The following is a 24,828-nucleotide window of genomic DNA, read 5'->3' as shown; positions in this document are numbered from 1 at the left end:
TTTCAATCCATTGCTTATCCAATGGTTGGTTTACCCCAACCATTGGATAAGCATATATTTGCCATGCTGGCTGTTGTTACGATATACAACCAGTTAATCTATATGATGCGAACTATCTCCTAAAACCGGTGTTATTGGGTCATCTGTAGCTAAGCCGATTGACGTATGTTCGCTAATATTTGGTAGATGACTATCAGAATGCTGTGCTAAAGGAGCCTCAAGACTTACTTTTTGTTTAGGTGCTAATGAGCTTTCTTGCAATTCTATCGCAGAAATATTATTCAACTCAATTGTAAACTCATTTAACAATTTTTGTATTTGAAGGTTATGTTTAAAAGTTTGTTCATCAGTATGTTGCTTTAATTCTCTCGCAGTATTAAGGTAAATAGTTGAGTCACTTTTAAGGAAATCACGCAAGATAGTTCCTGGCATCTTGAGTTCAGGATGTTTTTCATACAAATCAGTTAATTGTTGGTTATTTTTCAATTCAACCTTTTGTTGATCATTTAGTGATTCAACATTTATGTCAGAATCAAATGAAGGTTTCAATCCCTCTCCTACAATAAATTCATGATAGCACAAAAATTCAAGGGGCTTTTTTAGATCAAATGTATTAGTTTGAACATCAATCTCGTCTGTGTTCATCAAATTATTGTTCAATATATCCAACTCTACTAAAAACATTTCTTCTACTTCCCTAATAATTTCTACTATCTTAGAGTTAAATTCATTAATCTTGTCTTCCTTGAATCCTAAATGTTCCAATACTGTCTGCATTATTTCTGTTAGAGGCTTTGATCTGGCAGTAAACGATAATTGTTCTATTCCATCTTTGTGAACATGTACTGTGTCTTGGTATAGAGACTGGGCTATACTTTGTTCTAACGCAGGTAAAAGGAGTTCCCCATATTTTTCACTGTATCCCTTGAGTTTATTCAAGCAACTATTTTGTTCACTGTCTTCTTTGTCCAAAGACAGTAACGGAGTGCCATCAGTATCTAGAGTTATTTCAGATATGATTGGTTTAAATGCTTCACTAATATCTTTTATTTCTTTATTACGTTGCAGTTTCTTGTTTATGTTTTCTATAACAGTATCGTCTATAAGCACATATTCTTTTAGATTAATATTAACAAGAGTAGTATTGCTTTCCAACATTTCAGCTATTGCTTTTATTCCTTCAGCACCTATACAATTGTATGATAGTTCAAGGTTAGTAAGGGTCTTATTGTTCTTCAAAGATTCAACTATTGCTTTTATCCCTTCAACAGTTATACGATTGTGTGATAGATCAAAGTTAGTAAGGGTTCTATTGCTTTCCAACATTTTAGCTATTAATTCTACAGCACCATCTTTTATATTATTTAATGATAGATTAAGACTAGCAAGGGTGCTATTGTACACTAATAAAGCCTCAACTATTGCTTTTGTTCCTTCAGCACCTATAAAATTGGATGATAGATTAAGGCTAGTAAGGGTCTTATTTTTCTTCAAAGCTTCAGCTATTGCTTTTGCTCCTTCATCACCTATAAAATTGGATGATAGATCAAGGATAGTAAGGGTCTTATTGTTCTTCAAAGCTTCGGCTATAGACTTTATTATATTAGTTGAATCATTAGCTGCTGTATCACCTAAACCATTAGCTGCTATATTAAGTTTAGTAATATTAGAATTTTTTAGTAAATCTACGAAGCTCATATTGTTTTCATCAATGCGATCACAGTAGGGTAAACTAACTCTAGTAATATTTGTATTACTCTTTATAAAATCAACTAACTCAGCTAGATTGATTTTATAACTACCTGGATTATTCGCTATATTAGCGTTTATCTCATGTAATTCAGTTTCTCCAAAGCAAGAACCTTTGAATATTGCTGTTTTGGGTAAATCTAAAAAATTACCCTCTTTTACATATTTATTAAAATCTATTGTCATTGTTTTTACCTATATTAAAAGTTAATGGTTTTAGTGGGATAGACTAATTTGTTTGTAATTTTTCACCGTATTAAACGGGTTACTGAATGCAAATTATCAGATATAATTAATATTGCAAGCATTATTTTTATAAAAAAAATTATTTCATAATCTTAACCTATAACTTTAAAATATACTAATTCATTTTAATAAAAATACGATGTAAAAATATCACAAAATATGATGCAAATGGTGATTTTTTATGGTATAATAATTCCCTTGAAATACAGATACTACAGGGGATTATATGCGAAAAATTACTGTCGAATTTAACAAGTTACAAGATATTGAAAATCTTAAAAAAATCATGAAAAATGTTTACTCAAGTAATAGTGATCATTTGCCAGATATTGCTAAATTTCATTTGGGCGGAAAGATTTTTACACCGAGCTAGGTGGATAAAGCGGAGTTGCACATAACAACTAACAACGGCACTGAAATTATAACATTTTCTAACGCTGCACTAAGCTTTTATTTAGGCACCCAACATCCTTTCACTAAAGTAGCTATGACCTCTGAGGATGAAGGTAATTATATCGTCCTACCTTGGAACTTAGGTAGTCAAGCTGGTAGAGATAATCTGAAAAACCTAATAAACCGAATTCCTAGCAATATTAGAGAACTAAAATATATCATTTATGTTAAGGATTATGAAAACCTAAGCAGCCTTAGCCTTGAGAGTAGTAAAGACTTAAGCCAAATCATAACCTCACTAGCTAGTTTGCACCTATCAGATATTGCGGCAGAAGATGAAACAGAAAACTTGGTTAATAAAATAGATGATTTAGAAAAACAAATAGAAGATTTACAAAATAAGCTATACATTCGGTTGCAAGCTGATAGAAACCAAAATTGGACTGTAGCCTTACCAAAAATCAGCCTAAGTGCTGGTAGTAACATAGCTGCAAACATGAATTTTAGTGGTTCTATGATAATAGCAACAGGCGTGATGAATCATGCCATTATTGATAATGTTGTAGGTAATGTTACTCTTGATCTTATTAATAAGAAACTAATTATTGGTGGTAATAGTTGTGGTCGTGTTAATGTTGCTTAAGCCCAATAGGTCTAATATTTAATAATTTTTGAGATTTATATGATAGCGATATTAAGTGCCTTTATGTGGTTCTTCAGTAGTTTTTTACCAGAAATTTTGCATTTTCTTAAGGATAAGAAGGACAAAGAACATGAACTTAAATTAATTGAGATGCAAATAAAAGCTTTAAAGACTGGTCATAGTGCTAGGCTTGAGGAAATCCAAATTAAGGCTGATAATGATGAAAGTAAGTATTTATATCAATATGCGAGTACGCAAACAGCCAGTAACAGCGATAATAATTGGTTTGATTTTTTAGCTACCAGCGTTAGACCAATGATCACTTATATATTTTTTCTGCTCTATGTAGCATTAAAATTAGCCATCTTCCTAAAATTTGGTGCATCAGTCGACACCATATGGAGCAGTGAGGATCAAGGTATATTTTGTGCGGTTATTGGTTTTTGGTTTGGTCATCGAGCTTTTGGCAGACACCGAATTAATGGTTATGGTAATAATAACAGTTATGGCAATGGTTACGGCTATGTAAATGGCAACGGCAATGGTAAGGTTAATGGTTACAAATATTGATAGTAATAGTAAAGCAGAATATATCATTAAAATATTTGAAGGACTAAGATTACAACCATATTATACCAATTCCCGAATTTAATTTAGTAAATGATTCATGCAACAAATAGATTGAATTAGCAAGGTATTTAAATTTTTAATAGAGGAAGATACTACTATTTCTAATTGTTCAATTGTATTGTATACTTTATTCTTTATAGTCTCAGACTTTAAATGTTCCCATAATCGCTCCGCAGGATTTAATTCAGGAGAATATGGTGGCAAATAAAGAATTTCTATATTAGCAGGAACCACTAAGTCCTTAGCCTTATGCCATCCAGCACAATCCATAACAACAATGGCTTTTTGATCGCCTATATGTTTAGACATTTCCGCAAGAAACATGTTCAAAGACATAGTATTAACATTTGGCATCATTAAGCTAAAATCATCTCCTGTTATTGGGTTAACAGCACTGTAAACATAAAAATTCTGAAAACCTATTTTGATTTTAACTTGAGTTCTGATACCTTTGCGAAACCAACCATGACCTAATTTAGAATGAGTTCCAAAACGTGATTCATCAAAGAAATACAAAAAACTTCTTGGATTGCTTGCTATTTTTTCTTGAATTTTTTTTTAAACTGTTCATGAGTTTCTTTATTCTGTTTGTAATGCACTGGTCTTGGAGTAATGTACGCAAACTTAAGCTTGTGCAATGCCCTGTGTACAGCCGATTTACTTACATTAATTCCCAAATTTTCTTTAAGTTTTATGACGATACTTTTTATTGTTATGTTACAATCTTCTTGTATCCATTTGTTTATTGCTTCATAGCAGCTTTCCGTTAAATCGCTTTTCCTTCCCCTACCTTTTTTATATTCAAGATTTTTATCATCGCCTTGGGCAAAGCTTTTTATCCAGTTTCTTAGCGTATTAGTTGTGATATCAAATATTTTAGACACCATACCAATACCATGCTCTTTTGCAGCTACTATAGCTCTTAACCTAATAGCGATCCTATTCTCTTTGTTCGTACTTGCAAGTTGAGCTATAGCCTGTTTGTATAAATCTTCTGTTATTAATTTTTGATGAGTACCCATTACATTCCTAATTTTATCTATCTTTTACATTATAACCTATTTTTCTCATCTTTATACTAAATTAAATTTGGGAATTGGTATAATATCAACTGGGATGAATGTTTTAAACTATTTTTTGAGCTGCGAGGCTCCCCAAACTCAATCCTCAAGAATGAGCAAGAAGTATTACAAATAAGACAACAACGTAAGATGATGCAAATGCAACAGTTACAACAGCAACAGATACAAGGGCAATGATCAAATGAAACTATCAATTAACTCATCATCCCCACCAAATTTACTAACAAAAGAGCAATTAAAATCAATTTATTTGAAGCTTTTTAGTGGAGAAGATGGTAAAATAGTATTAGAGGATTTAGCCCAAATGAGTGGCATATATCGTAGCAATTTCGTTCGGCAAGAAAGTGATTACACTGCCTTCCTTGAAGGGCATCGAGCATTGTTCCTATATATATGCTCACAGGCTTCAGAAGATGATGGAGTTAATAATATTGATGGTGCTAAAAAGGGTAGTAGTTTACAATAGTAAAAAAATATTTTTATGATGAGGATAAGTTATGAGCAGTAAACCGCTGATATCGTTGGACTACGCAATTAAATTTTTACTCAAGAATAAAGGTGACTATGAAATAGTCGAGGGATTTATTTCGGCGATACTTAAAGGTGTTGGTGGTTATCCAGCAGTAAAAATCATTGCCTTGCTTGAAAGTGAAAGTAATAAAGAAAGTGAAAACCTAAAGAAAAGCATTGCTGACGTTATTGTTGAAGACCAACAAGGTCATAAATATATTGTTGAAATAGATCGCACATATACTAGCCTCTTTCTCCATAAAGCTTGCTTTAATGCTAGTCGATTGATTGTCGATAGTATTTATGCTAGTCAGGATTATACTAGTATCAAGAAAGTATTTCATATCAACTTAATATATTTTCCATATGCAGGGCTGAAATCGCCTTTATGTCACGGTAAGACTATTTTTAGAGAAATCGACCGAGAACATCCTATAGACGTACATCTTGCTGATAGTAAAGGTAATGAAGTGAAGCTTCATAATGTATTTCCAGAATATTTTATTATTTCCGTACCACTTTTTAACGATATTGTAAAAAAGGAAATGGATGAATGGTTGTATTTTGCTAAACATTCTGAGGTTAGAGATGATTTTAAATCACCTTATATGAAGAAAGTAGCTGAGCGTCTTAGCATCCTAAAAATGACTACTCAAGAACGTATAGATTATAATAAATATGTCAATGAATCCTTAAAGCAACGTGATTATATAGTTTCAGCTGAGCAAAAAGGTAGGGAAGAAGGTATTGAAAAAGGTAGGGAAGAAGGTATTGAAAAAGGTAGGGAAGAAGGTAGGGAGGAAAATGCTATAGCCATAGCAAAGAAAATGCTGAAAGAAGGCTATCCTATGGAAGCTATAAGTAAATTGACCGGGCTAACTCTTGAAAAAATAAAGAAGTTAAAAGAAGAGATAGAAACGTTAAAAGAAGAATAAGCAGATGAGCAAAGAACTAATTGCCAATAACTATGAAACTAGCCCTACTTCCTCTGGTAATGACTGGCTAGCTAACATGCCTGAGGAAATACGTAAGTCTGAGTCACTTGGTAAATTCAAGGATGTCTCATCTTTAGCTCAGAGCTATTTAGAGGCAGAGAAGAGCTTAAATCAGCGAGTCGCTGTGCCAAAAGATGACAGCTCTGATGAAGAATGGCATAAATTCTATTGTCGGCTTGGATTGCCTGAAGATAAGAAATATACTGATAAACGATCCAAGGAAGATGAGGAGTATTTAACTCGTTATGAGGACATGTTTTACCAAAGCGGATTATCTAAAAGGCAAGGTGAAAAGCTGCTTAATTCTCTGTATGGTTTCTCGCAGGATTTGCAGAAACAGCAACAAAATGCTATTGAGCAAACACGTCACTCTCACAAAAATCCGACTCGTTAGTAACTGGTAAAGAGCTGTCTACAATTAATAATCGGGATGGGGCATTAGCAGAGATAGAAAAACTTGAATCTGATCCTGAGTTTGTGGTAAAATTAAGGAGTAAAGACCATACGAGACATGAGCAAGCTGTTAAGCGTAGGGAACAATTATACAGAATCGCTTATGATAAAAAACAATAAAAAATAACGCAACCAACCAATCATTAAAGTTATGATGTAGGTGACAACTCATTTAAGGCTGCAACTTCGCAATAACCTATTATAAAAGAGCCACTAATAGCATAATACTCTTCTGCTTTGAAGAATTGGCTTCGTAAAACTACGGGGAATTCGTGTACTCACGTACTAAATGCCACACTACTGGACAAAAATGTAGGAAGGGTTGAAAAGGCTAGCAAATAGAATATTTTAGATAGGATACATAAAAAATCTTAGGTATTCTATTTTGCTAGCCAAGTTATTATTTAATCATTTTAAGATGATAAATTCAATATCTAATACATTTAAAGGCATAATAAAATCGTTAATTTTATGTCGAGGTAGTAAATATAAAAATATGGCAGAGGAAATAGAAGGAAATGCTTTGTTAGATTCAAAAATAAAATCTGTATATAGATTTTTAGAAAAAGATTTTATTAATATTGATGACTATTACAAATTTATGACCCCTCTTCTTCCTGAAGGTAAAGTCATATTATCATTAGATAGGACTACTTGGGAGTTAGGAAAAGAGATTAGAAATATATTAGTATTATAAGTATCTTATGATAAAATTGCTATGCCGTTAATCTATAAAATAATTCCTTACAGAGGTAAATGTACTGCTGATGATCAAGTTGAAGTAGTTGAAAAATTTATCGAAAATTTGGGGTAGCTAGAATAGATGTAATTACTGGAGATAGAGAGTTTGATAATGAAAAATTAATAACTTATTTAAACAGTAAATCTATTAATTATGCTTTAAGGATTAGAAAAACAAATAGAATAATGAATAAGGAAGGAGAATGGATTAAAGTTGTTAATCTTCAAAAGAGCAAAATACTAAATCTAGAAACACAGTTTTATTCTATACCAATAAAATTAGATCATATCAAATTAGAGAGCGGAGAATATTTATCGGTAGTATATAGTAGAAATATGAGCAACGGGGCTAAAATATATCGACGAAGATGGGATATCGAGTCAGCATTTAAAGGATGCAAGAGTAATGGGTTTCGAATGGAGGATAGCCATATAAAGGACAAAGTGAGATTTGAAAGTTTTATTAAATGCATATTTATATCTTATGCGATAGCTATAAAAATAGGGTCAATTGAAGAACTAAAACAACCAGTCAAAACGAAGAAAACATTAGGGTGCAGGGCTTATTCCGTACTTCAATTAGGAATAAAATTAATTAAACAATCTTATAGTTGTTTTAAATATTCTCTTGATTCAGTTATTATAAAGTTGCTTTAATTATATGATTTGCAATCAACTTAGCATTTTTGTTCAGTAGTGTGATCGGTAGCATATTTAAAACTAATTGTTGGTTAGTATATCTACTAAAATAGTGTATGTCAATAATAAGAAATATAGAGGCACAACAAACGTCCTCTAATTAACAAAACCTTTTTTCTCCTGCTTTTTCTATACACTTATCTTTAACTATTTTCCGAAGTCAGGAAACTCCTTTCATATCTACGACTACCCGCACCATAGTGGGGGCGGTTGCTGTGTCGTTGACGTTCTAACCCTAGATAAAATCATTTAAAGGCGATTTAATTGCCACTGCTTGGCAACTAGATTGAACTATCGGCATCCATAAAAACTTTGTTCATTTAGACCGAAGTATTGATTATACTGAATTAAAACAGATAATATTTTTATATTAAAGTTAGAACAATAGAAACAATTATAGTTGGAAATATATAAGACTCAATTGATTTATATCTGAATATAACTTAAATATAACAGAATACTTATTATTTTAAGAAGTATATAATAAATTATTTGCTAGTATTTTAATTTTTAGTTTAGTATACTTTATAATTAAAATGATATAGTGGATATTAAAATGGGAGATATTGATAATTGGGAAGAAAAATATGAATCTTGTAACTATTCTGAGAGGTTAGTCAATAAATTATCCGAACTGAACCAACAAGTAACTATACCAGTCAATATTTATGAGATTAGAAAAGGTATATATTACGCAAAAAAATATCATGGTTCGCAGATGCGACAATCCGGCGATCCTTATTATTCTCATCCAATAGAGGTAGCGTACATGGTTGCCGAATATACAGCATTAGAAATGCCAAAATATTTCAGAACTGACATGATCATTACCAGCTTACTGCATGATACTATTGAAGATACAACTCTTACTGAAGAGATGATTACTCGGCTCTTTGACAAGCTAATTGCCAGTCAAGTTGTAGATTTGACCCGGGTGAAATCTTATGGGAAGATTAGTGCAGCAGAGACATTGAATATATTATTTCAACAAAAAAAATATGATGTCTTATTGATTAAGTTATTTGACAGGCTTCATAACATGCAAACTATTGGTGCTAAATCAGTGGAAAAAGCAATGAAGATCATTAATGAAACTATGGAATATTTTGTAATTCTTGCTGTATATCTTGGAATACCAAAAGCCGAGAAGCATTTTTATCAACTGTCTCTAAGTGTTCTTAATAAAGAACCTATCTTTCAAAAGATTATTTTATCTCATGGTTTGAAAGGCTCATTTCCAATCCTTCAAAATGATTTCTACCGTAATAATATATAGTAAGTGCTGGAATTATAATTACTAATAAGCCCCAATGGCTAAAATATTCAATTAAATATACAAATCCAAAGGAGGTTATGACATATATTAAAGCCCGTGATAAAGCATAAATAACAGTAGAATATGTAAAACGTTTAAATACAGGAAAGTGCTTATAAAGGATTGGAACTGCTGGAAATCCAGTAGGACCTAAAATAATTACAATTAACTGAAATAACCACAACTCAAAAACATTGGTCAGATTATTCAATAAGTAAGGACAAGGTAAAATAACTACTGCAAAAACTATTAATCTTATTTTAAGAATTTTTAAAGGATGTATTTTATAAGATAAGTAAGTCAATAGCATGGCATTTAACATTGATATCATAGAAACACCTAAATTATGACTGATAATTTGTTCAGTAGTATATTTAAAGGTGTTTTTAAGAATATTACTACTATATACATAAGTTGTATAAAACCATATAGGCCAAGTAGATATTAAAGCAAAATTGGATAATGCTGTTTTTATATTTACTTTTTCGTTCCAAATAAGAGTTTTTTCAAACACATTAGTATTGATGACTAATTTTATATTCTGTTTTACACGATGTTTTGCATTAGCAAATTCTGGTGTTTCTCGAAGAGTTGTTCTAGCTACTGCACCAACCAAAGCAATTCCGGCTCCAATCCAAAAAGCTCCACGCCAGTTCAATCCAATTGACATGGTGAAAGTTGCAACACCTAAAGCAGCAGTAGTGCCTATGGATATAGCAATAGCAAGAAATGCAACTACTGGATATTGCATAGGAGGCTTTATTAGTTCAGTTAAGTATAGCTCAGCCCCTACTACTTCTCCCATAGAAGACATGCCTTGTAATATACGGCATATAGTAATCACATAAGAAGCAGTAATACCAATTTGAGCATAAGTTGGGAGATTAGCCATGATAAGGCAAGAAAATGACATTAAAAAAGTTGTGATGATAACAGTTGCTTTTCGTCCTATATTATCACCTATCCAGCCAAATATTAAAGCTCCTACTGGTCTTAAAATATATGTTGAACAAAAAGCAAAAGCCGTCATTAGAGAGGCTGTTTTAGGATCAGTGGGTTCAAAAAATAACTCATTTAACAATACCGCCATATGAACATATAGCATCAGATCAAAATACTCCAGGAATGTTCCAATTGATAGTAAGCCAATAGCTTCTTTTTGTTCTCTAGTTAAACTAGTATGGGTAATTCTGGTGTTTTCTTGAACTAATTCACTCATAATTGACTCGAATAATTGTTTTTTTCGGAATAAGTAGCCAAGTTTCTAAAAGCAATAGGTAAACCGCCACACTCTTTTGCCAACTTTTCAAAATGCAATAGCCCGTAAGCAAAACCGATAATCATCGGAACCATAAAGACCCATAATCCCCAATTGCCAAAATATTCTATAAGATAGATAGAACCAAAAGAGGTAACAACACACATTAAAGCCCGAGATATAGCAAATGTCATGGTAGCACAGGTAAAACGTTTAAATACCGGAAATCTTTTATAAAGAATGGGAAAAGCAGGACCTAAACATTCATGCAATAACGCCATAACGCATTGCATCAAAAATAACTGATAAGGAGCATTAATATTATTCAATAAATATGGACAAAATATGATAAAAATAGAACTGATGATCAGTATAATTCTTACGATTGACAATGGATATATTTTAAAACTTAAATAACATAAGATTAACGCGATTACAAGCTCCATTAGACAGACAATAAAATTATGATGAATAACCTCAGCCGTTGTATAACTAAAATTAGCCTTAAGAACAGTGCTACAATATACATAAATAAAATAAAAAGTTACCGGTCCAGCACATTCTAATAAAAACAAAGCTATTATGGTTTTTTTATTAACTTTTTCTTGCAATATGGGATTATCTTTTAAGGTAGCTGTATCAGTATTAGTTTTTTCAAATATTCTTTTTATTCGACGTTTGGCATCAGCAAATTCTGGTGTTTCTCGCAAAGTTGTTCTGGCAACAGAACCAATCAATGCCACTGCTGCACCAAACCAAAATGCCATACGCCAATTAAATCCATGCAAAGTCACAAGTGATGCAATGCCTAATGCCCCTAACCCCCCTAATGCAGTAAAAACTCTTAATAATCCTACACTTACATATTGGGCTGGTGGCTTAAGTGTTTCCGTTAAATAAAGATCTGCACCTACTAATTCGCCCATAGAAGACATACCTTGCACAATACGACATATGGTCACTATCCAAGCCGCTACACTTCCTATCTGGGCATAAGTGGGCAAATTAGCTATGATAGTACATGACATAGCCATCATAAAAGTTGTGATGATTACTGTTGATTTACGCCCTATAGTATCGCCCAACCGACCAAATATTATTGCCCCAATAGGTCGGAAAACAAAGGTAGAACAAAGAGCAAAAGCCGTCATTAAATAGGTTGTGTGAGGATCAGTCGGCTCAAAAAATAACTCATTAAGAAACGTTGCCATATGGACATATAACATTAAGTCAAAATATTCCAAGAAAGTCTCTACTGAGAGTAACCCTACAGCTTTTTTTTGTTCTTTAGTTAAACTAGTCTGCCGATTAGGGATAATCCTGGTGTTTTCTTGAACAATTTTACTCATAGTTGACTCAATGTTATTGTTGACTTCATATAGTTCATATTTTCCATAGTTACTTTGTATTTGCTGTTTAATATACCTTATAATAGTTGATGATTTGACTAATGATAGCAAGGAAAAATAATATAGAAAAGTTGAAATAATAAATTTTGGGTTGTAACAATATCACAATCTTAATATAAGCATGAGAGTTCCACCGCAACTTGAGAAGACAAAAATAGAGGATGTAACTTAAATATAACAAAAAACTTATTATTTTAAGAAGCATATAATAAATTATTTGCTAGTATTTTAATTTTTAGTTTAGTATACTTTATAATTAAAATAATGTAATAGGTAGTTATATGGAAGATATTAATGATTGGGAAACAAAGTATGTAAATTGTAAATATGCTGATAGGTTAGTCAATAAACTAGCTGAACTAAATCAGCAAGTAACTATACCAGTAAATGTGAAGGAGGTTGAAGGAGGTATATATTACGCCAAAAAATATCATGGTTCGCAGATGCGACAATCCGGCGATCCATATTACTCCCATCCAATAGAGGTAGCGTATATGGTTGCTGAATATACCGCAGTAAATATGCCAAAATATTACAGAACCGATATGATTATTGCTAGTTTACTGCATGATACTATTGAAGATACAACTCTTACTGAAGAGATGATTACTCGGCTCTTTGACAAGCGAATTGCTAGCCAAGTGGTAGATTTGACTAGGGCGTGTCATCAATTAAGTAATATTACAGAAGAAGCCAAATAAATTGCTCCCAGAAAATTCTGAGCTAGTTTATCATAACGCGTAGCAATGCCTCGAGATTGTTTAAGTTTTGCAAAGAAATTTTCAATTAAATGACGATACTTATAAAGCTCTACATCATATTCTACAGGAAATTTACGATTCTTCTTGGATGGAATTACAGGAGTGCAATTCTTATCTTTTATCTTATTCTTCATTCTTGCCTCAGCATCATAAGCCTTATCTGCAATTACGGTATCCGCTTTTGTCAAAGTTTCCATTAAAGCATCAGAACCTTGTAAATCATGCGACTGACCAGGGGTTAAATAAAAAGCTGTCGGATTTCCTAAAGCATCAACAGTTGCATGAATTTTAGTTGATAAACCACCTTTACTACGACCTATTGCTTGGTCATCTACTATGACTTTTTTTTAGCTCCGGTACTATGTTGATGTGCTTTAACAATCGTTGAATCAATCATACTATATTCATTATCTGCATCTTGTGTAAGTAGTTCAAAAACCTTCTTCCATACATCTTTTTGGCTCCAACGTGTATGTCTTGTATGAATTACTCTAAAATCTCCAAATCTTTCTGGTAAGTCTCTCCACGGTATACCAGCACGATATCTATATAATACAGCTTCTACGAATAATCTATTATCTTTGGCACTTGCTCCTACGTCTCCTTCTTTTTCAGGTAAAATATCCTTTATCCTTTCCCATTGATCATCTCTTAAAGCATATCTGCGCATTGGTCACCTTCTTATTTTTTTACCAATATCTAATTTGCCTCATCCTAATATTTATGTCAACTTAATTGATGACACGCCCTAGGGTTAAATCCTATGGAAAGATTAGTGCGGCAGAGACATTGAATATATTATATTCTCAAAATAAAAAAGATATTTTAATAATAAAACTCTTTGATCGACTTCATAACATGCAAACTATTGGTGCTAAATCCCCTGAGAAAATTAAGAAGATTATAGAGGAAACTTTACAAGGGTTTGTAATCCTCGCTATATATTTAGAGATACCAGAAATAAAATTGAATTTTATAAAAATGTGCTTTCAACATTTATCAACCACACACTGTTCGACATTGGATTTGCACAGTCTTTTCGATAATTTCCCGTCTATTTTCCCAATTTTCCAAGGTTTTCTTCGGAATAAATAGCCACGTCTCTAAAAGCAATAGGTAAATCGCCACACTCTTTTGCCAACTTTTCAAAATGACATAGTCCGTAAGTAAAACCGATAATTATCGGAATCATAATAATCAATAAACTCCAATGAGCAAAATAGTCAGTAATGTAAATAAAACCAAAAGAGGTAATGACATATATTAAAGCCCTAGATGCAGCAAATGCAATACTAACACAGGTAAAACGTTTAAATACCGGAAAGCATTTATAACAAATGGGAAGAATAGGAGAGAAGCATTCAAGTAAAAGTATAACGAATTGAATCAAAAATAACTGATAAGGAGCATTAATATTATTCAATAAATACGGACAAAATATGATAAAAATAGAAGATATGAACAGTATAATTTTCATTGTTAATAATGGATGCACTTTTAAACTTAAATAACATAATATTGACCTAGTTATAAACTCCATTAGACAGACAATAAAATTATGATGGATAACCTCAGAAGTTGTATAACCAAAGCTGGTTTTTAAAATATTAGCACAATATATATAAAGAAAATAAAAAGTTACCGGTCCAATACATTGTAATAAAAACAAAGATATTACTGTTTTTTTATTAACTTTTTCTTGCAATACTGGGTGATTTGTTAAGTTAGCTGTATCAATATTAGCTTTTTCAAAAACTTTCTTAATTTGACGTTTGGCATCAGCAAATTCTGGGGTTTCCCGCAAGGTTGTTCTAGCGACAGATCCAATCAATGCCACTGCTGCACCAAGCCAAAATGCCAGACGCCAGTCAAAATCATACGAAGTAATGAGTGAGGCAACTCCTAAAGCCCCTGTACCCCCTAAGGCAGCAAAAGCTGACATTGATCCGACAGTTGCATATTGGGCTGGCGGCTTAATAGTTTCCATTAAATAAAGCTCTGCCCCTGTCATCTCTCCCATAGAAGATATACCTTGAGCAGCACGACAGATGGTCACTATCCAGGTAGCTGTTACCCCTATCTGAGCATAAGTAGGCAGATTAGCCATCACCAAACATGAGGCAGCCATCATAAAAGTTGTGATGATCACTGTTGCTTTTCGTCCTATAGTATCGCCCAGCCAACCAAATATTACTGCTCCAATAGGTCGAAAAACAAAGGAAGAACAAAAAGCAAAAGACACCATTAAAGAAGTTGTCTGAGGATCAGATGGTTCAAAAAATAACTCATTAAGAATCCCTGCCATATGAACATATAGCAGCAGATCAAAATATTCTAAGAAAGTCCCTATTGAGAGTAACCCTACAGCTTTCTTTTGTTCTTTTGTAAGGCTAGTTTGCTGATTAGGGATAATTCTAGTGTTTCCTTGAACAATTTCACTCATAGTTGACTTAATGTTATTGTTGACTTCGTATATTTCATATTTCCCATGTTACTTTTATTTGCTGTTTAATATACTTATTATATAATAGTTGATGATTTGACTAATGATAGCAAGGAAAAATAATATAGAAAAGTTGAAATAATAAATTTTGGGTTGTAACAATATCACAATCTTAATATAACCATGAGAGTTTTACCGCAACTTGAGAAGACAAAAATAGAGGATGTAACTTAAATATAACAAAATACTTATTATTTTAAGAAGCATATAATAAATTATTTGCTAGTATTTTAATTTTTAGTTTATTATACTTTATAATTAAAATGATATAGTGGATATTAAAATGGAAGATATTGATAATTGGGAAGAAAAATATGAATCTTGTAAATATGCTGATAGGTTAGTCAATAAACTAGCTGAACTAAATCAGCAAGTAACTATACCAGTCAATATTTATGAGATTAGAAAAGGTATATATTACGCCAAAAAATATCATGGCAGTCAAATGCGGCAATCTGGCGATCCATATTACTCCCATCCGATAGAGGTAGCGTATATGGTTGCTGAGCACACAGCATTAAAGGTACCAAAATACTTCAAGACTGATATGATCATTACTAGTTTGTTGCATGATACTATTGAAGATACAACTCTTACCGAAAACATGATTGCTAGGGGTTTTGGTGAACAAATTGCTAGTCAAGTGGTAGATTTGACCAGGGTGAAATCTTATGAAAAAATCAGTGCGGCAGAGACAATGAGTATATTATATTCTCAAAATAAGAAAGATATTTTAATAATAAAACTATTTGATCGAATTCATAATATGCAAACTATTGGTGCAAAATCTCCTGAGAAGATTAAGAAGATAATAAGAGAGACTTTAATTACATTTTTGTCAATAACCACAACTATTAGCGGGTTAGAATTAGAAAATGAATTAGCTCAATTATGTTTAAATGCTTTGGAGAAACACAATAGCTATAGATTTTCTTTTAATCATAACTTCCAATTGCCATCTCTAACTTTTTAAAATGAGAGATAGCAAATGCATAGCCCATAAGGATTGGAATAATCATGAATAATAACCCCCAATGACTAAAATAATCTACCAAATAAACAATACCAAAAGAAGCAGCAGCAAACATTAAAGAACGTGATAAAGCAAATATAAAGCTAGTATATGTAAAACGCTTAAATACTGGGAAATGCATACAAAATACAGCAAAACCTGGGAAACCTGTAGGAGCAACTACTGTAAAAAATATTTGAATAAAAAATAACTCCATTGGACTTGATATATTCTGTAATAAAATAGGGCATATAACAGAAAAGATAGAAAATATTATTAATTGTACTTTAAGAATCTTCAAGGGATGTATTCTGTAAACAAGAAAGATGACTATTATACAACTTAATAGATCCATTAAAGTAACGATGAAATTCTGATGGATAATTTGTTCTGCACTATATTGAAAAGTATTTTTTAGAATATTACCGCAATAAATATACCCTATATAAAACCATATAGGACCAGTACATTCTATTAAAAAATAAGCTATTGTAGTTTTTCGGTTAACTTTTTCTTGCCAAGCCGGATTAGATTTTAGCTCTTCTGTATCTATATTAGCTTTCTCAACTATGTTTTTTATTCGTTTTTTAGCATTGACAAAATCAGGTGTTTCTTTAAGAGCTGTTCTTGCTACTGCACCAATTAACGCAATTCCGGCACCAAACTAAAATGCCATACGCCAATTAAATCCAAAAGAAGTAACTAATGAAGCTATACCTAAAGCTGCTGTTGCTCCTAAAGCTGAACAACCTGTAATAAGTGCAACAGTAGCATATCGTGTCGATGTCGATTGCTTGACCATTTCTGTTAAATAAAGTTTAGCTCCGACAATCTCCCCCATAGAAGACATACCTTGAAGAATACGACAAATAGTGATAAGCCATGCAGCACTAACACCAATTTGCTCGTATGTTGGTAGATTAGCCATTACTAAACAAGATAGTGACATCATAAAAGTTGTGATGATAACAGTTGCTTTACGCCCAATATTATCACCTATCCAACCAAATATTAGAGCCCCAAAAGGTCTTAGTAAGTAAGTGGAACAAAATGCAGCTCCTGAAAGAATAGTTGCAGCATGAGGATCAGCTTTGGGGAAAAATAGCTCATTCAGAAGAACTGCCATATGAACATATAACATTAAGTCAAAATATTCGAGGAATGTTCCAATTGATAGTAACCCTACAGCTTCTTTTTGTTCTTTTGTAAGGTTGGTCTGGCGATTAGGGATAATTCTAGTGTTTTCTTGAACAATTTCACTCATAATTGACTCGAATAATTGTTTTTTTCGGAATAAGTAGCCACGTCTCTATGAGCAATAGGTAAATCGCCATACTCTTTTGCCAACTTTTCAAAATAAAATAGCCCGTAAGCAAAACTGATAATTGTTGGAACCATAATAATCCATAATCCCCAATGACCAAAATGATCATAAAGATAGGTAAAAGCAAAAGCAGTGATTACATACATCGAAGTTCGAGATATAGCGAATATAACGCTAACATAGGTAAAGCGTTTAAATACCGGGAAGTTTTTATAACAAATTGGAAGAGCAGGAGCTAAGCATTCATACAATAAAATCATAACAAATTGCATCAAAAATAATTGACAAGGAGAACTAATATTATTCAATAAGTATGGACAAAATATGATAAAAATAAAACATATGATCAATATAACTCTTAGGATTAGTAATGGATATATTTTTAAACTTAAATAACATAATATTGATATGGTCAGAAACTCAATTATACAGACAATGAAATTATGTTGAATAACTTCAGCCATAGTATAACCAAAGTTAGTTTTTAAAATACCACCACAATATATATAAATAAAATAAAAACTTACTGGTCCAGCACATTGGATTAAAAACAAAGCTATTACTGTTTTTTTACTAACTTTTTCTTGCAATATTGGATTATTTTTTAAGCTAGCTGTATCGATATTGGCTTTTTCAAAAACTTTTTTGATTTGACGTTTGGCATCAGCAAATTCTGGTGTTTCCCGTAAGGTTGTTCTAGCAACAGATCCAACCAATGCCACTGCTGCACCAAACCAAAATGCCAGACGCCAGTTAAAATCATGCAAAGTAACAAGTGAGGCAATTCCTAAAGCTCCTAACTTTCCTAGGGAACCAAAAGCCCACATTAATCCGACACTTGCATATTGCACTGGTGGCTTAAGCGTTTCCGTTAAATAAAGTTGTGCCCCTGCCATTTCTCCCATAGAAGATATACCTTGCACAGCCCGGCAGATGGTCACTATCCAAGTTGCCATAGCTCCTATCTGAGCATAAGTAGGTAAATTAGCCATCACCAGACATGAGGCAGCCATCATAAAAGTTGTGATGATTACTGTTGATTTACGCCCTATATTATCACCCAACCAACCAAATATTACTGCTCCAACAGGTCGAAAAATATAAGTAGAACAAAAAGCAAATGCCATCATTAAAGAGCTTGTCTTAGCATCAGTTGGTTCAAAAAATAACTCATTAAGAAATGATGCCATATGGATATATAGCATTAAGTCAAAATACTCAAGGAAGGTTCCTATTGAGAGTAACCCTACAGCTTCTTTTTGTGCTTTTGTAAGGCTGGTCTGGCGATTAGGGATAATTCTAGTGTTTTCTTGAACAATTTCACTCATAGTTGACTCGAATAATTGTTTTTTTCGGAATAAATAGCCGTGTCTCTAAAAGCAATAGGTAAATCGCCACACTCTTTTGCCAACTTTTCAAAATAAAATAGCCCGTAAGCAAGACCGATAATTATCGGAATCATAACAATCCATAATCCCCAATGACCAAAATAGTCAGTAAGGTATACAAAACCAAAAGAGGTAATGATATGCATCAAAGCTCGAGATATAGCAAATATAATGCTAATACAGGTAAAACGTTTAAATACCGGAAAGCATTTATAAAGAATGGGACCAGCAGGACCTAAGCATTCATATAATAAAACCATAACCAATTGTATCAAAAATAATTGATAAGGAGCGTTAATATGATTCAATAAATATGGACAAAATATGATAAAAATAGAGCATATGATCAGTATAATTTTTATGGTTAGTAACGGATATATTTTTAAACTTAAATAAGATAGTATTGATATGGTTAAGAACGTCATTAGACAGACAATAAAATTATGTTGAATAATTTCAGCCATGGTATAACCAAAATTAGTTTTTAAAATATTACCACAATATATATAAAGAAAATAAAAACATACCGGTGAAGCACATTTTAATAAAAAGAAAGCTATGATGGTTTTTTTATTAACTTTTTCTTGCAATACTGGGTGGTTTGTTAAGCTAGCTGTATCAATATTAGCTTTTTCAAAAACTTTTTTGATTCGACGTTTGGCATCAGCAAATTCTGGAGTTTCTCGCAAGGTCGTTCTGGCAACAGAGCCAACTAATGCCACTGCTGCACCAATCCAAAATGCCAGACGCCAATTAAAACCATGCAAAGTAACAAGTGAGGCAACCCCTAAAGCACCTACCCCCCCTAAGTCACAACAAACCCCCATTAACCCGACAGTTGCATATTGGGCTGGTGGCTTAATGGTTTCCGTTAAATAAAGTTGTGCCCCTGTCATCTCTCCCATAGAAGATATACCTTGCAAAGCCCGGCAGATTGTTACTACCCAGGTAGCGGTAACCCCTATCTGAGCATAAGTAGGTAGATTAGCCATCACCAGACATGTCACAGCCATCATAAAGGTTGTGATGATTACTGTTGATTTACGCCCGATATTATCACCCAACCAACCAAATATTACTGCCCCAACAGGTCGGAAAACAAAAGAAGTACAAAAAGCAAACGACATCATTAAAGAAGTTGTGTGAGGATCAGTTGGTTCAAAAAATAACTCATTAAGTAGCCCTGCCATATGAACATACAACATCAGATCAAAATATTCTAAGAAAGTCCCTATTGAGAGTAACCCTACAGCTTTTTTTTGTTCTTTTGTAAGGCTAGTCTGGCGATTAGGGATAATTCTGGTGTTTTCTTGAACTAATTCACTCATAATTGACTCGAATAATTGTTTTTTTCGGAATAAATAGCCACGTCTCTATGAGCAATAGGTAAATCGCCACATTCTTTTGCCAACTTTTCAAAATGAAAGAATCCGTATGCGAAAGATATAATTGCAGGAACCATAATAAACCATAATCCCCAATGACCAAAATGTTCAATAAGATAGACAAAACCAAAAGAGGTAATGACAAACATTAAGGCTCTAGATGCAGCAAATGTAATACTAGCACAGGTAAAACGTTTAAAGACTGGAAAGCTTTTATAGCAAATGGGAAGAACAGGAGATAAGCCGTCAAGTAAAAGTATAACAAATTGAACCAAAAATAACTGATAAACAGCATTAATATTATTCAATAAATACGGACAAAATATGATAAAAATAGAACATATGAACAGTATAATTTTCATTGTTAATAATGGATTCACTTTTAAACTTAAATAACATAAAATTAACCTAGTTACAAACTCCATTATACAGACAATAAAATTATGATGAATAACCTCAGCCACTGTATAACCAAAGTTGTTTTTTAAAATATTACCACAATATATATAAATAAAATAAAAACTTATAGGTCCAAAACATCGTAATAAAAAGAAAGCAAATACTGTTTTTTTATTAACTTTTTCTTGCAATATTGGGTGATTTGTTAAGCTAGCTGTATCGATATTAGCTTTTTCAAAAATTTTTTTAATTTGACGTTTGGCATCAGCAAATTCTGGGGATTCCCGCAAGGTTGTTCTAGCAACAGAACCAATCACTGCCACCGCTGCACCAAACCAAAATGCCAGACGCCAATTAAACCCATGCGAAGTTACAAGTGAGGCAACCCCCAAAGCCCCTATACCCCCTAAGGCAGCAAAAGATCCTATTGATCCGACAGTTGCATATTGGACTGGTGGCTTAAGCGTTTCTGTTAAATAAAGTTCTGCACCTATTATTTCACCCAGAGAAGACATGCCTTGTACAACCCGACAAATTGTTACTATCCAGGTAGCTGTAATTCCTATTTGGGCATAAGTAGGCAGATTAGCCATCACCAGACATGAAGCAGCCATCATAAAGGTTGTGATGATCACTGTTGACTTACGTCCTATATTATCGCCCAACCAACCAAATATTACTGCCCCAATAGGTCGGAAGACATAAGTAGAACAAAAAGCAAAAGCCATCATTAAAGAAGTTGTATGAGGATCAGTCGGTTCAAAAAATAACTCATTAAGAACTCCTGCCATATGGACATATAGCAGCAGATCAAAATATTCTAAGAAAGTCCCTATTGAGAGTAACCCTACAGCTTTTTTTTGTTCTTTTGTGAGGCTAGTCTGGCGATTAGGGATAATTCTGGTATTTTCTTGAACTATTGTACTCATAATTGACTCAATGTTGTTGTTGACTTCCTATAGTTCATATTTCCCCAATGGTTATTTTGTTAAACATAATTTTTATTCTGTCATTGCGAGCGAACATACGTGAGCGTGGCAATCCATAAAACTTGTCATGGATTGCTTCGTCGGCTCATGCCTCCTCACAATGACGTTTTCTAAACTCTACATAACTACACAACAGCTAGAACCCTCAGAATACGCCGTTTCATCTACTTGTCCAAGCGGATGCATAGAACCCTCAAAACGAGAAGTAGATGCCCCACCTATTTCATCATAAGGAAGTATTGGTAATGACTGAGCTTCTTTACAATGATACTCTAATTGTCCTTGAGCCCAAACTGTATCTGCTGAAGTTATCTCTGCATCCTTGTTGGGATATTTTTTAGTAATTACCTTGATAGCCTTAAGCCATTTTTCGGCTTCTAACTCCACATCTTTATGATTCCGTTGAGGTAGCAATTCCTGACAAGATGAATCACCTAATTTAGCTCCAATAGATACATAGAGTTTATCTTTATATTCGCTCTTCTCTACTCCCAAGCCTTCACGATAAAGATAGGCAAGCCCAGCAGCCGCCTCTCCTTTACCAAATAGTAAAGCTTCTTTTAATTCAAAATGCATCGCTTTAGAACCACTAATTACTTCTGGTGTTAATCCATGTTCCTCTATTATGATATTTACTTTACTTAGACCATCTAGAGCATGGTCATATAAATTATTAGCCGTCCTAATTAAAGTTTTGGCTTGGTCTAGATAATTACTCTGCTTTAATTTTGTCATATCGTTTACCTACCTATATTTAGTTTGACCTTTAGTATTCTTCTTGATATTGCTTGGAGTAGATGATGGAACATACATAGCTGCTGGATACGATGAATGCTGTTTTCCACAATAATGTTCCAATTTTCCTTGAACCCAAACTGTATCTGCTGAAGTTATCTCTGCATCCTTGTTGGGATATTTTTTAGTAATTACCTTAATAGCCTTAAGCCATTTTTCGGCTTCTAACTCCACATCTTTATGATTCCGTTGAGGTAGCAATTCCTGACAAGATGAATCACCTAATTTAGCTCCAATAGATACATAGAGTTTATCTTTATATTCGCTCTTCTCTACTCCCAAGCCTTCACGATAAAGATAGGCAAGCCCAGCAGCCGCCTCTCCTTTACCAAATAGTAAAGCTTCTTTTAATTCAAAATGCATCGCTTTAGAACCACTAATTACTTCTGGTGTTAATCCATGTTCCTCTATTATGATATTTACTTTACTTAGACCATCTAGAGCATGGTCATATAAATTATTAGCAGTTCTAATTAAGGTTTTAGCTTGATCTAAATAATTATTTTGCTTTAATTTTGTCATAGCTATCCACCTTATTTAGTTTGTCCTTTAGTATTTTTTTTTACATTGTTTGGAGTAGTTAAAGGCGAAATTTTATCTTCTGCTGAAACAGTAGCTTTACTTATCATGTGTTTAACATTTAGGGGGATTTTAGCTATTTCTCCTTTTTCCACTTTAGTAGCTTTAATATGTTGTTGTGAAGTGTCGTCATTTCCTAACCCATCGACTTCATACTCTGATTTCTTTTCCCTTTTTGACCTATCTATGACCTCACTGCGGAGAAGTGTATCTTCAATCTTTCCATCATTAGTAACAGCATTATCTTGGTTTTTGAGCAAAGTAGTAAATTGCTTTAATATTTTGTGTTTCCCAGGATCTGTGCCTTTACATTCTTCGGCTATTTTATCGATTTTTGTGTATTGCTTTTGAGCTTCTACTTTAGCTTCCTCCAATTCTTGAATTCCAGCATCTACCTCTTTTTTCTGTTCCATAACTTTTGCCAAAACAGGCTCAAATGCCTTGATTTTCTTATCCTGATGCTTTATTAGTTCCTTTGTATTAATTATAGTTGGTGATTGAGGTTTTTCTGTCTTTTCCTTGGCAGTAAGCTCATTGCCTAACCTTTTTCTTTCTGTTAGCAATCCCTGATGATGAGTACTTACTTCATTATAATGTTTGTGTATTTCGTCACGATGTTTATATAATTTTTTATATTCTTCGTTTTGTTTTTTTATCTGTTCTTCTGTTTTTATGAGTGGTAGTAGTTTATTTTGATTTACATCCCCATCTTTTTCAAGATCTTTAATTACATCATCTAATTTAGCATTCTCGTCTTTCATTGCAGATAAATACTCATCTGCATCTTTTGTAAATTCTTTATGTTGTTCTTCCAATCTCGCAGTTTCCTGGTGAATTTGTTCAAGTTTTGCAGCTTCTTTTACTTCCCTCTCTAATAAAGATGCCAGCCTATCGGCTTCAGCCTTTCTTTCTTCTGCTAATTGTTGTGAAAGTACAACTTGTTCAGCTCGCTCTTCTCTTTCTCTAACGAATGCTTGTAAATTTTGTAGTTTGGCTAATGTCTCTGGTGGAAGATTACTACTCAATAAGCTGGTTATGGAAGCATTAAGCCTTGCCAACTCAGCTGGATTAGTAGTATGAATCTGTGACCTGATATCACGAACAGCATTATCAAACTGAGCTAAATAAGCTGTATCTTTCTGCCCTTTATTATTTTTATCGTCTTTGTCGTCCTCAAAATCATCAGCCATATATCGTGTTTTCACCGTGTTTAAATCTTGTTAGCAATAGTTATAATTTTAATTAAATATAACCTACATTAAATAGTCAACTAATTTTTTATTAAAATATATTTATTTTTTGTTAATAAAAACAATATTCAATACTCTACACTCTACTCGCATGGGATATGGTTTTGATGGTTAATACCCCCTTAATTTCATGTGATATTTTAGCCAGGTCTCTTTTTATATAATTTTTGCTCCTCTTCATCTGGAAGATTAAGTAGCTATTCCATTAAAAAATCTAATTTAAACTTCATACTTCCTAATCACTTATCCTATTACTTGCATTATCAATAAGCGTTATGTAGAGAAAAGTTATTATTTTTCGCTTGAAAAAAACGCTTTTA

Annotated in this window: 27 protein-coding genes; 12 read left to right on the top strand and 15 right to left on the bottom strand. The window is 32.9% G+C overall.

Annotated elements, in window-relative coordinates; translation table 11 throughout:
* Positions 1 to 93 precede the first annotated feature (93 nt).
* Positions 94 to 1,935: a hypothetical protein gene (locus ACFELY_RS00535; protein ID WP_375333338.1), complete on the bottom strand. Its 1,842-nt coding sequence runs from the start codon at positions 1,933 to 1,935 to the stop codon at positions 94 to 96.
* Positions 1,936 to 2,221: 286 nt separating this feature from the next.
* Between ACFELY_RS00535 and ACFELY_RS00530 the strand changes: the two genes are divergently transcribed.
* The 3 genes from ACFELY_RS00530 to ACFELY_RS00520 are packed head-to-tail and all read left to right on the top strand — an operon-like array spanning position 2,222 to position 3,601.
* Complete coding sequence (locus ACFELY_RS00530; RefSeq protein ID WP_375333337.1) at positions 2,222 to 2,368, top strand: hypothetical protein; 147 nt, start codon at positions 2,222 to 2,224, stop codon at positions 2,366 to 2,368.
* Between the two features lie 15 nt (positions 2,369 to 2,383).
* Positions 2,384 to 3,031, top strand: coding sequence for a hypothetical protein (locus ACFELY_RS00525; protein WP_375333336.1), 648 nt, complete (start codon positions 2,384 to 2,386; stop codon positions 3,029 to 3,031).
* Between the two features lie 39 nt (positions 3,032 to 3,070).
* A complete protein-coding gene (locus ACFELY_RS00520; protein WP_375333335.1) occupies positions 3,071 to 3,601 on the top strand; it encodes a hypothetical protein in 531 nt (176 codons plus the stop codon).
* Positions 3,602 to 3,679: 78 nt separating this feature from the next.
* Here ACFELY_RS00520 and ACFELY_RS00515 read toward each other — a convergent pair whose 3' ends face one another.
* Both ACFELY_RS00515 and ACFELY_RS00510 read right to left on the bottom strand, forming a co-directional pair.
* Positions 3,680 to 4,177, bottom strand: coding sequence for an IS630 family transposase (locus ACFELY_RS00515; RefSeq protein WP_375329725.1), 498 nt, complete (start codon positions 4,175 to 4,177; stop codon positions 3,680 to 3,682).
* Positions 4,178 to 4,197: 20 nt separating this feature from the next.
* On the bottom strand, positions 4,198 to 4,683 hold the full coding sequence (locus tag ACFELY_RS00510; protein WP_341758975.1) for a helix-turn-helix domain-containing protein: 486 nt from the start codon (positions 4,681 to 4,683) through the stop codon (positions 4,198 to 4,200).
* Between the two features lie 241 nt (positions 4,684 to 4,924).
* Here ACFELY_RS00510 and ACFELY_RS00505 point away from each other — a divergent pair, with 241 nt between their 5' ends.
* The 6 genes from ACFELY_RS00505 (at position 4,925) to ACFELY_RS00480 (ending at position 9,417) form a co-directional block, all read left to right on the top strand.
* Complete coding sequence (locus tag ACFELY_RS00505; protein ID WP_375333334.1) at positions 4,925 to 5,209, top strand: hypothetical protein; 285 nt, start codon at positions 4,925 to 4,927, stop codon at positions 5,207 to 5,209.
* A gap of 31 nt (positions 5,210 to 5,240) precedes the next feature.
* Positions 5,241 to 6,188 (top strand): Rpn family recombination-promoting nuclease/putative transposase, encoded by a 948-nt coding sequence (locus ACFELY_RS00500; protein WP_375333333.1) that lies wholly within the window; start codon positions 5,241 to 5,243, stop codon positions 6,186 to 6,188.
* Between the two features lie 4 nt (positions 6,189 to 6,192).
* Positions 6,193 to 6,642: a hypothetical protein gene (locus ACFELY_RS00495; RefSeq protein ID WP_375333332.1), complete on the top strand. Its 450-nt coding sequence runs from the start codon at positions 6,193 to 6,195 to the stop codon at positions 6,640 to 6,642.
* A gap of 477 nt (positions 6,643 to 7,119) precedes the next feature.
* A complete protein-coding gene (locus ACFELY_RS00490; RefSeq protein WP_375333331.1) occupies positions 7,120 to 7,398 on the top strand; it encodes a hypothetical protein in 279 nt (92 codons plus the stop codon).
* Between the two features lie 95 nt (positions 7,399 to 7,493).
* Positions 7,494 to 8,099, top strand: a complete 606-nt coding sequence (locus ACFELY_RS00485; RefSeq protein ID WP_375334087.1) for a transposase — start codon at positions 7,494 to 7,496, stop codon at positions 8,097 to 8,099.
* A 598-nt stretch (positions 8,100 to 8,697) separates the two neighbouring features.
* Complete coding sequence (locus tag ACFELY_RS00480; protein ID WP_375334086.1) at positions 8,698 to 9,417, top strand: HD domain-containing protein; 720 nt, start codon at positions 8,698 to 8,700, stop codon at positions 9,415 to 9,417.
* Here the strand turns inward: ACFELY_RS00480 and ACFELY_RS00475 are convergent.
* Together ACFELY_RS00475 and ACFELY_RS00470 are read right to left on the bottom strand one after the other, a co-directional pair.
* Positions 9,347 to 10,675, bottom strand: coding sequence for an MFS transporter (locus tag ACFELY_RS00475; protein WP_375333330.1), 1,329 nt, complete (start codon positions 10,673 to 10,675; stop codon positions 9,347 to 9,349). The genes ACFELY_RS00480 and ACFELY_RS00475 overlap by 71 nt on opposite strands.
* A complete protein-coding gene (locus ACFELY_RS00470) occupies positions 10,672 to 12,063 on the bottom strand; it encodes an MFS transporter (RefSeq protein ID WP_375333329.1) in 1,392 nt (463 codons plus the stop codon). The genes ACFELY_RS00475 and ACFELY_RS00470 overlap by 4 nt, the downstream gene beginning before the upstream one ends.
* A gap of 341 nt (positions 12,064 to 12,404) precedes the next feature.
* Here ACFELY_RS00470 and ACFELY_RS00465 point away from each other — a divergent pair, with 341 nt between their 5' ends.
* A complete protein-coding gene (locus ACFELY_RS00465; protein ID WP_375333328.1) occupies positions 12,405 to 12,824 on the top strand; it encodes an HD domain-containing protein in 420 nt (139 codons plus the stop codon).
* Here ACFELY_RS00465 and ACFELY_RS00460 read toward each other — a convergent pair.
* A protein-coding gene (locus tag ACFELY_RS00460) for an IS5 family transposase (protein ID WP_375333327.1) occupies positions 12,791 to 13,554 on the bottom strand; the annotation gives its coding sequence in 2 pieces (ribosomal slippage) (positions 12,791 to 13,219 and positions 13,222 to 13,554; 762 coding nt in all). The genes ACFELY_RS00465 and ACFELY_RS00460 overlap by 34 nt on opposite strands.
* Positions 13,555 to 13,622: 68 nt before the next feature.
* Between ACFELY_RS00460 and ACFELY_RS00455 the strand changes: the two genes are divergently transcribed.
* A complete protein-coding gene (locus tag ACFELY_RS00455) occupies positions 13,623 to 13,979 on the top strand; it encodes a hypothetical protein (RefSeq protein WP_375333326.1) in 357 nt (118 codons plus the stop codon).
* Here the strand turns inward: ACFELY_RS00455 and ACFELY_RS00450 are convergent.
* Positions 13,939 to 15,327 carry an MFS transporter gene (locus tag ACFELY_RS00450; RefSeq protein WP_375333325.1) on the bottom strand — a complete coding sequence of 463 codons (1,389 nt, stop codon included), beginning with the start codon at positions 15,325 to 15,327 and terminating at the stop codon, positions 13,939 to 13,941. The two genes, ACFELY_RS00455 and ACFELY_RS00450, sit on opposite strands and share 41 nt — an antisense overlap.
* A gap of 331 nt (positions 15,328 to 15,658) precedes the next feature.
* Here ACFELY_RS00450 and ACFELY_RS00445 point away from each other — a divergent pair, with 331 nt between their 5' ends.
* The gene (locus ACFELY_RS00445; RefSeq protein WP_375333324.1) at positions 15,659 to 16,360 is read left to right on the top strand and encodes an HD domain-containing protein; all 702 of its coding nucleotides are present in this window, start codon (positions 15,659 to 15,661) and stop codon (positions 16,358 to 16,360) included.
* On the opposite strand, the gene ACFELY_RS00440 is transcribed toward ACFELY_RS00445, so the two are convergent.
* From ACFELY_RS00440 to ACFELY_RS00405, 8 genes are all read right to left on the bottom strand, one after another.
* On the bottom strand, positions 16,323 to 16,754 hold the full coding sequence (locus tag ACFELY_RS00440) for a proline/betaine transporter (RefSeq protein WP_375333323.1): 432 nt from the start codon (positions 16,752 to 16,754) through the stop codon (positions 16,323 to 16,325). The two genes, ACFELY_RS00445 and ACFELY_RS00440, sit on opposite strands and share 38 nt — an antisense overlap.
* A 309-nt stretch (positions 16,755 to 17,063) precedes the next feature.
* On the bottom strand, positions 17,064 to 17,663 hold the full coding sequence (locus ACFELY_RS00435) for an MFS transporter (protein ID WP_375333322.1): 600 nt from the start codon (positions 17,661 to 17,663) through the stop codon (positions 17,064 to 17,066).
* Positions 17,660 to 19,051, bottom strand: a complete 1,392-nt coding sequence (locus ACFELY_RS00430; RefSeq protein ID WP_375333321.1) for an MFS transporter — start codon at positions 19,049 to 19,051, stop codon at positions 17,660 to 17,662. The genes ACFELY_RS00435 and ACFELY_RS00430 overlap by 4 nt, the downstream gene beginning before the upstream one ends.
* Positions 19,048 to 20,439, bottom strand: a complete 1,392-nt coding sequence (locus tag ACFELY_RS00425) for an MFS transporter (RefSeq protein WP_375333320.1) — start codon at positions 20,437 to 20,439, stop codon at positions 19,048 to 19,050. The genes ACFELY_RS00430 and ACFELY_RS00425 overlap by 4 nt, the downstream gene beginning before the upstream one ends.
* Entirely contained in the window at positions 20,436 to 21,824 is a 1,389-nt protein-coding gene (locus ACFELY_RS00420) for an MFS transporter (RefSeq protein WP_375333319.1), read from the bottom strand. Before ACFELY_RS00420 ends, ACFELY_RS00425 begins: the two co-directional genes overlap by 4 nt.
* Before the next feature lie 177 nt (positions 21,825 to 22,001).
* Positions 22,002 to 22,619, bottom strand: coding sequence for a hypothetical protein (locus ACFELY_RS00415; RefSeq protein ID WP_375333318.1), 618 nt, complete (start codon positions 22,617 to 22,619; stop codon positions 22,002 to 22,004).
* A gap of 9 nt (positions 22,620 to 22,628) precedes the next feature.
* Entirely contained in the window at positions 22,629 to 23,201 is a 573-nt protein-coding gene (locus ACFELY_RS00410; RefSeq protein WP_375333317.1) for a hypothetical protein, read from the bottom strand.
* Between the two features lie 11 nt (positions 23,202 to 23,212).
* Positions 23,213 to 24,463 carry a hypothetical protein gene (locus ACFELY_RS00405; protein ID WP_375333316.1) on the bottom strand — a complete coding sequence of 417 codons (1,251 nt, stop codon included), beginning with the start codon at positions 24,461 to 24,463 and terminating at the stop codon, positions 23,213 to 23,215.
* Positions 24,464 to 24,828: the final 365 nt, after the last annotated feature.

This window comes from Candidatus Tisiphia endosymbiont of Xenochironomus xenolabis (assembly GCF_964264705.1).
GTDB lineage: Bacteria > Pseudomonadota > Alphaproteobacteria > Rickettsiales > Rickettsiaceae > Tisiphia.
Note: the sequence above shows the minus strand (reverse complement) of the source record. Positions and strands in the feature narration are given on the sequence as shown.

Coding starts and splice junctions, on each gene's coding strand:
- ACFELY_RS00520 (WP_375333335.1), top strand. CDS start 3,071: ATGATAGCGATATTAAGTGCCTTTATGTGGTTCTTCAGTAGTTTTTTA.
- ACFELY_RS00475 (WP_375333330.1), bottom strand. CDS start 10,675: ATGAGTGAATTAGTTCAAGAAAACACCAGAATTACCCATACTAGTTTA.
- ACFELY_RS00415 (WP_375333318.1), bottom strand. CDS start 22,619: ATGACAAAATTAAAGCAGAGTAATTATCTAGACCAAGCCAAAACTTTA.
- ACFELY_RS00420 (WP_375333319.1), bottom strand. CDS start 21,824: ATGAGTACAATAGTTCAAGAAAATACCAGAATTATCCCTAATCGCCAG.
- ACFELY_RS00495 (WP_375333332.1), top strand. CDS start 6,193: ATGAGCAAAGAACTAATTGCCAATAACTATGAAACTAGCCCTACTTCC.
- ACFELY_RS00450 (WP_375333325.1), bottom strand. CDS start 15,327: ATGAGTGAAATTGTTCAAGGAAACACTAGAATTATCCCTAATCAGCAA.
- ACFELY_RS00480 (WP_375334086.1), top strand. CDS start 8,698: ATGGGAGATATTGATAATTGGGAAGAAAAATATGAATCTTGTAACTAT.
- ACFELY_RS00530 (WP_375333337.1), top strand. CDS start 2,222: ATGCGAAAAATTACTGTCGAATTTAACAAGTTACAAGATATTGAAAAT.
- ACFELY_RS00435 (WP_375333322.1), bottom strand. CDS start 17,663: ATGAGTGAAATTGTTCAAGAAAACACTAGAATTATCCCTAATCGCCAG.
- ACFELY_RS00455 (WP_375333326.1), top strand. CDS start 13,623: ATGACACGCCCTAGGGTTAAATCCTATGGAAAGATTAGTGCGGCAGAG.
- ACFELY_RS00470 (WP_375333329.1), bottom strand. CDS start 12,063: ATGAGTAAAATTGTTCAAGAAAACACCAGGATTATCCCTAATCGGCAG.
- ACFELY_RS00425 (WP_375333320.1), bottom strand. CDS start 20,439: ATGAGTGAATTAGTTCAAGAAAACACCAGAATTATCCCTAATCGCCAG.
- ACFELY_RS00430 (WP_375333321.1), bottom strand. CDS start 19,051: ATGAGTGAAATTGTTCAAGAAAACACTAGAATTATCCCTAATCGCCAG.
- ACFELY_RS00505 (WP_375333334.1), top strand. CDS start 4,925: ATGAAACTATCAATTAACTCATCATCCCCACCAAATTTACTAACAAAA.
- ACFELY_RS00500 (WP_375333333.1), top strand. CDS start 5,241: ATGAGCAGTAAACCGCTGATATCGTTGGACTACGCAATTAAATTTTTA.
- ACFELY_RS00410 (WP_375333317.1), bottom strand. CDS start 23,201: ATGACAAAATTAAAGCAAAATAATTATTTAGATCAAGCTAAAACCTTA.
- ACFELY_RS00465 (WP_375333328.1), top strand. CDS start 12,405: ATGGAAGATATTAATGATTGGGAAACAAAGTATGTAAATTGTAAATAT.
- ACFELY_RS00510 (WP_341758975.1), bottom strand. CDS start 4,683: ATGGGTACTCATCAAAAATTAATAACAGAAGATTTATACAAACAGGCT.
- ACFELY_RS00490 (WP_375333331.1), top strand. CDS start 7,120: ATGATAAATTCAATATCTAATACATTTAAAGGCATAATAAAATCGTTA.
- ACFELY_RS00535 (WP_375333338.1), bottom strand. CDS start 1,935: ATGACAATAGATTTTAATAAATATGTAAAAGAGGGTAATTTTTTAGAT.
- ACFELY_RS00440 (WP_375333323.1), bottom strand. CDS start 16,754: ATGGATCTATTAAGTTGTATAATAGTCATCTTTCTTGTTTACAGAATA.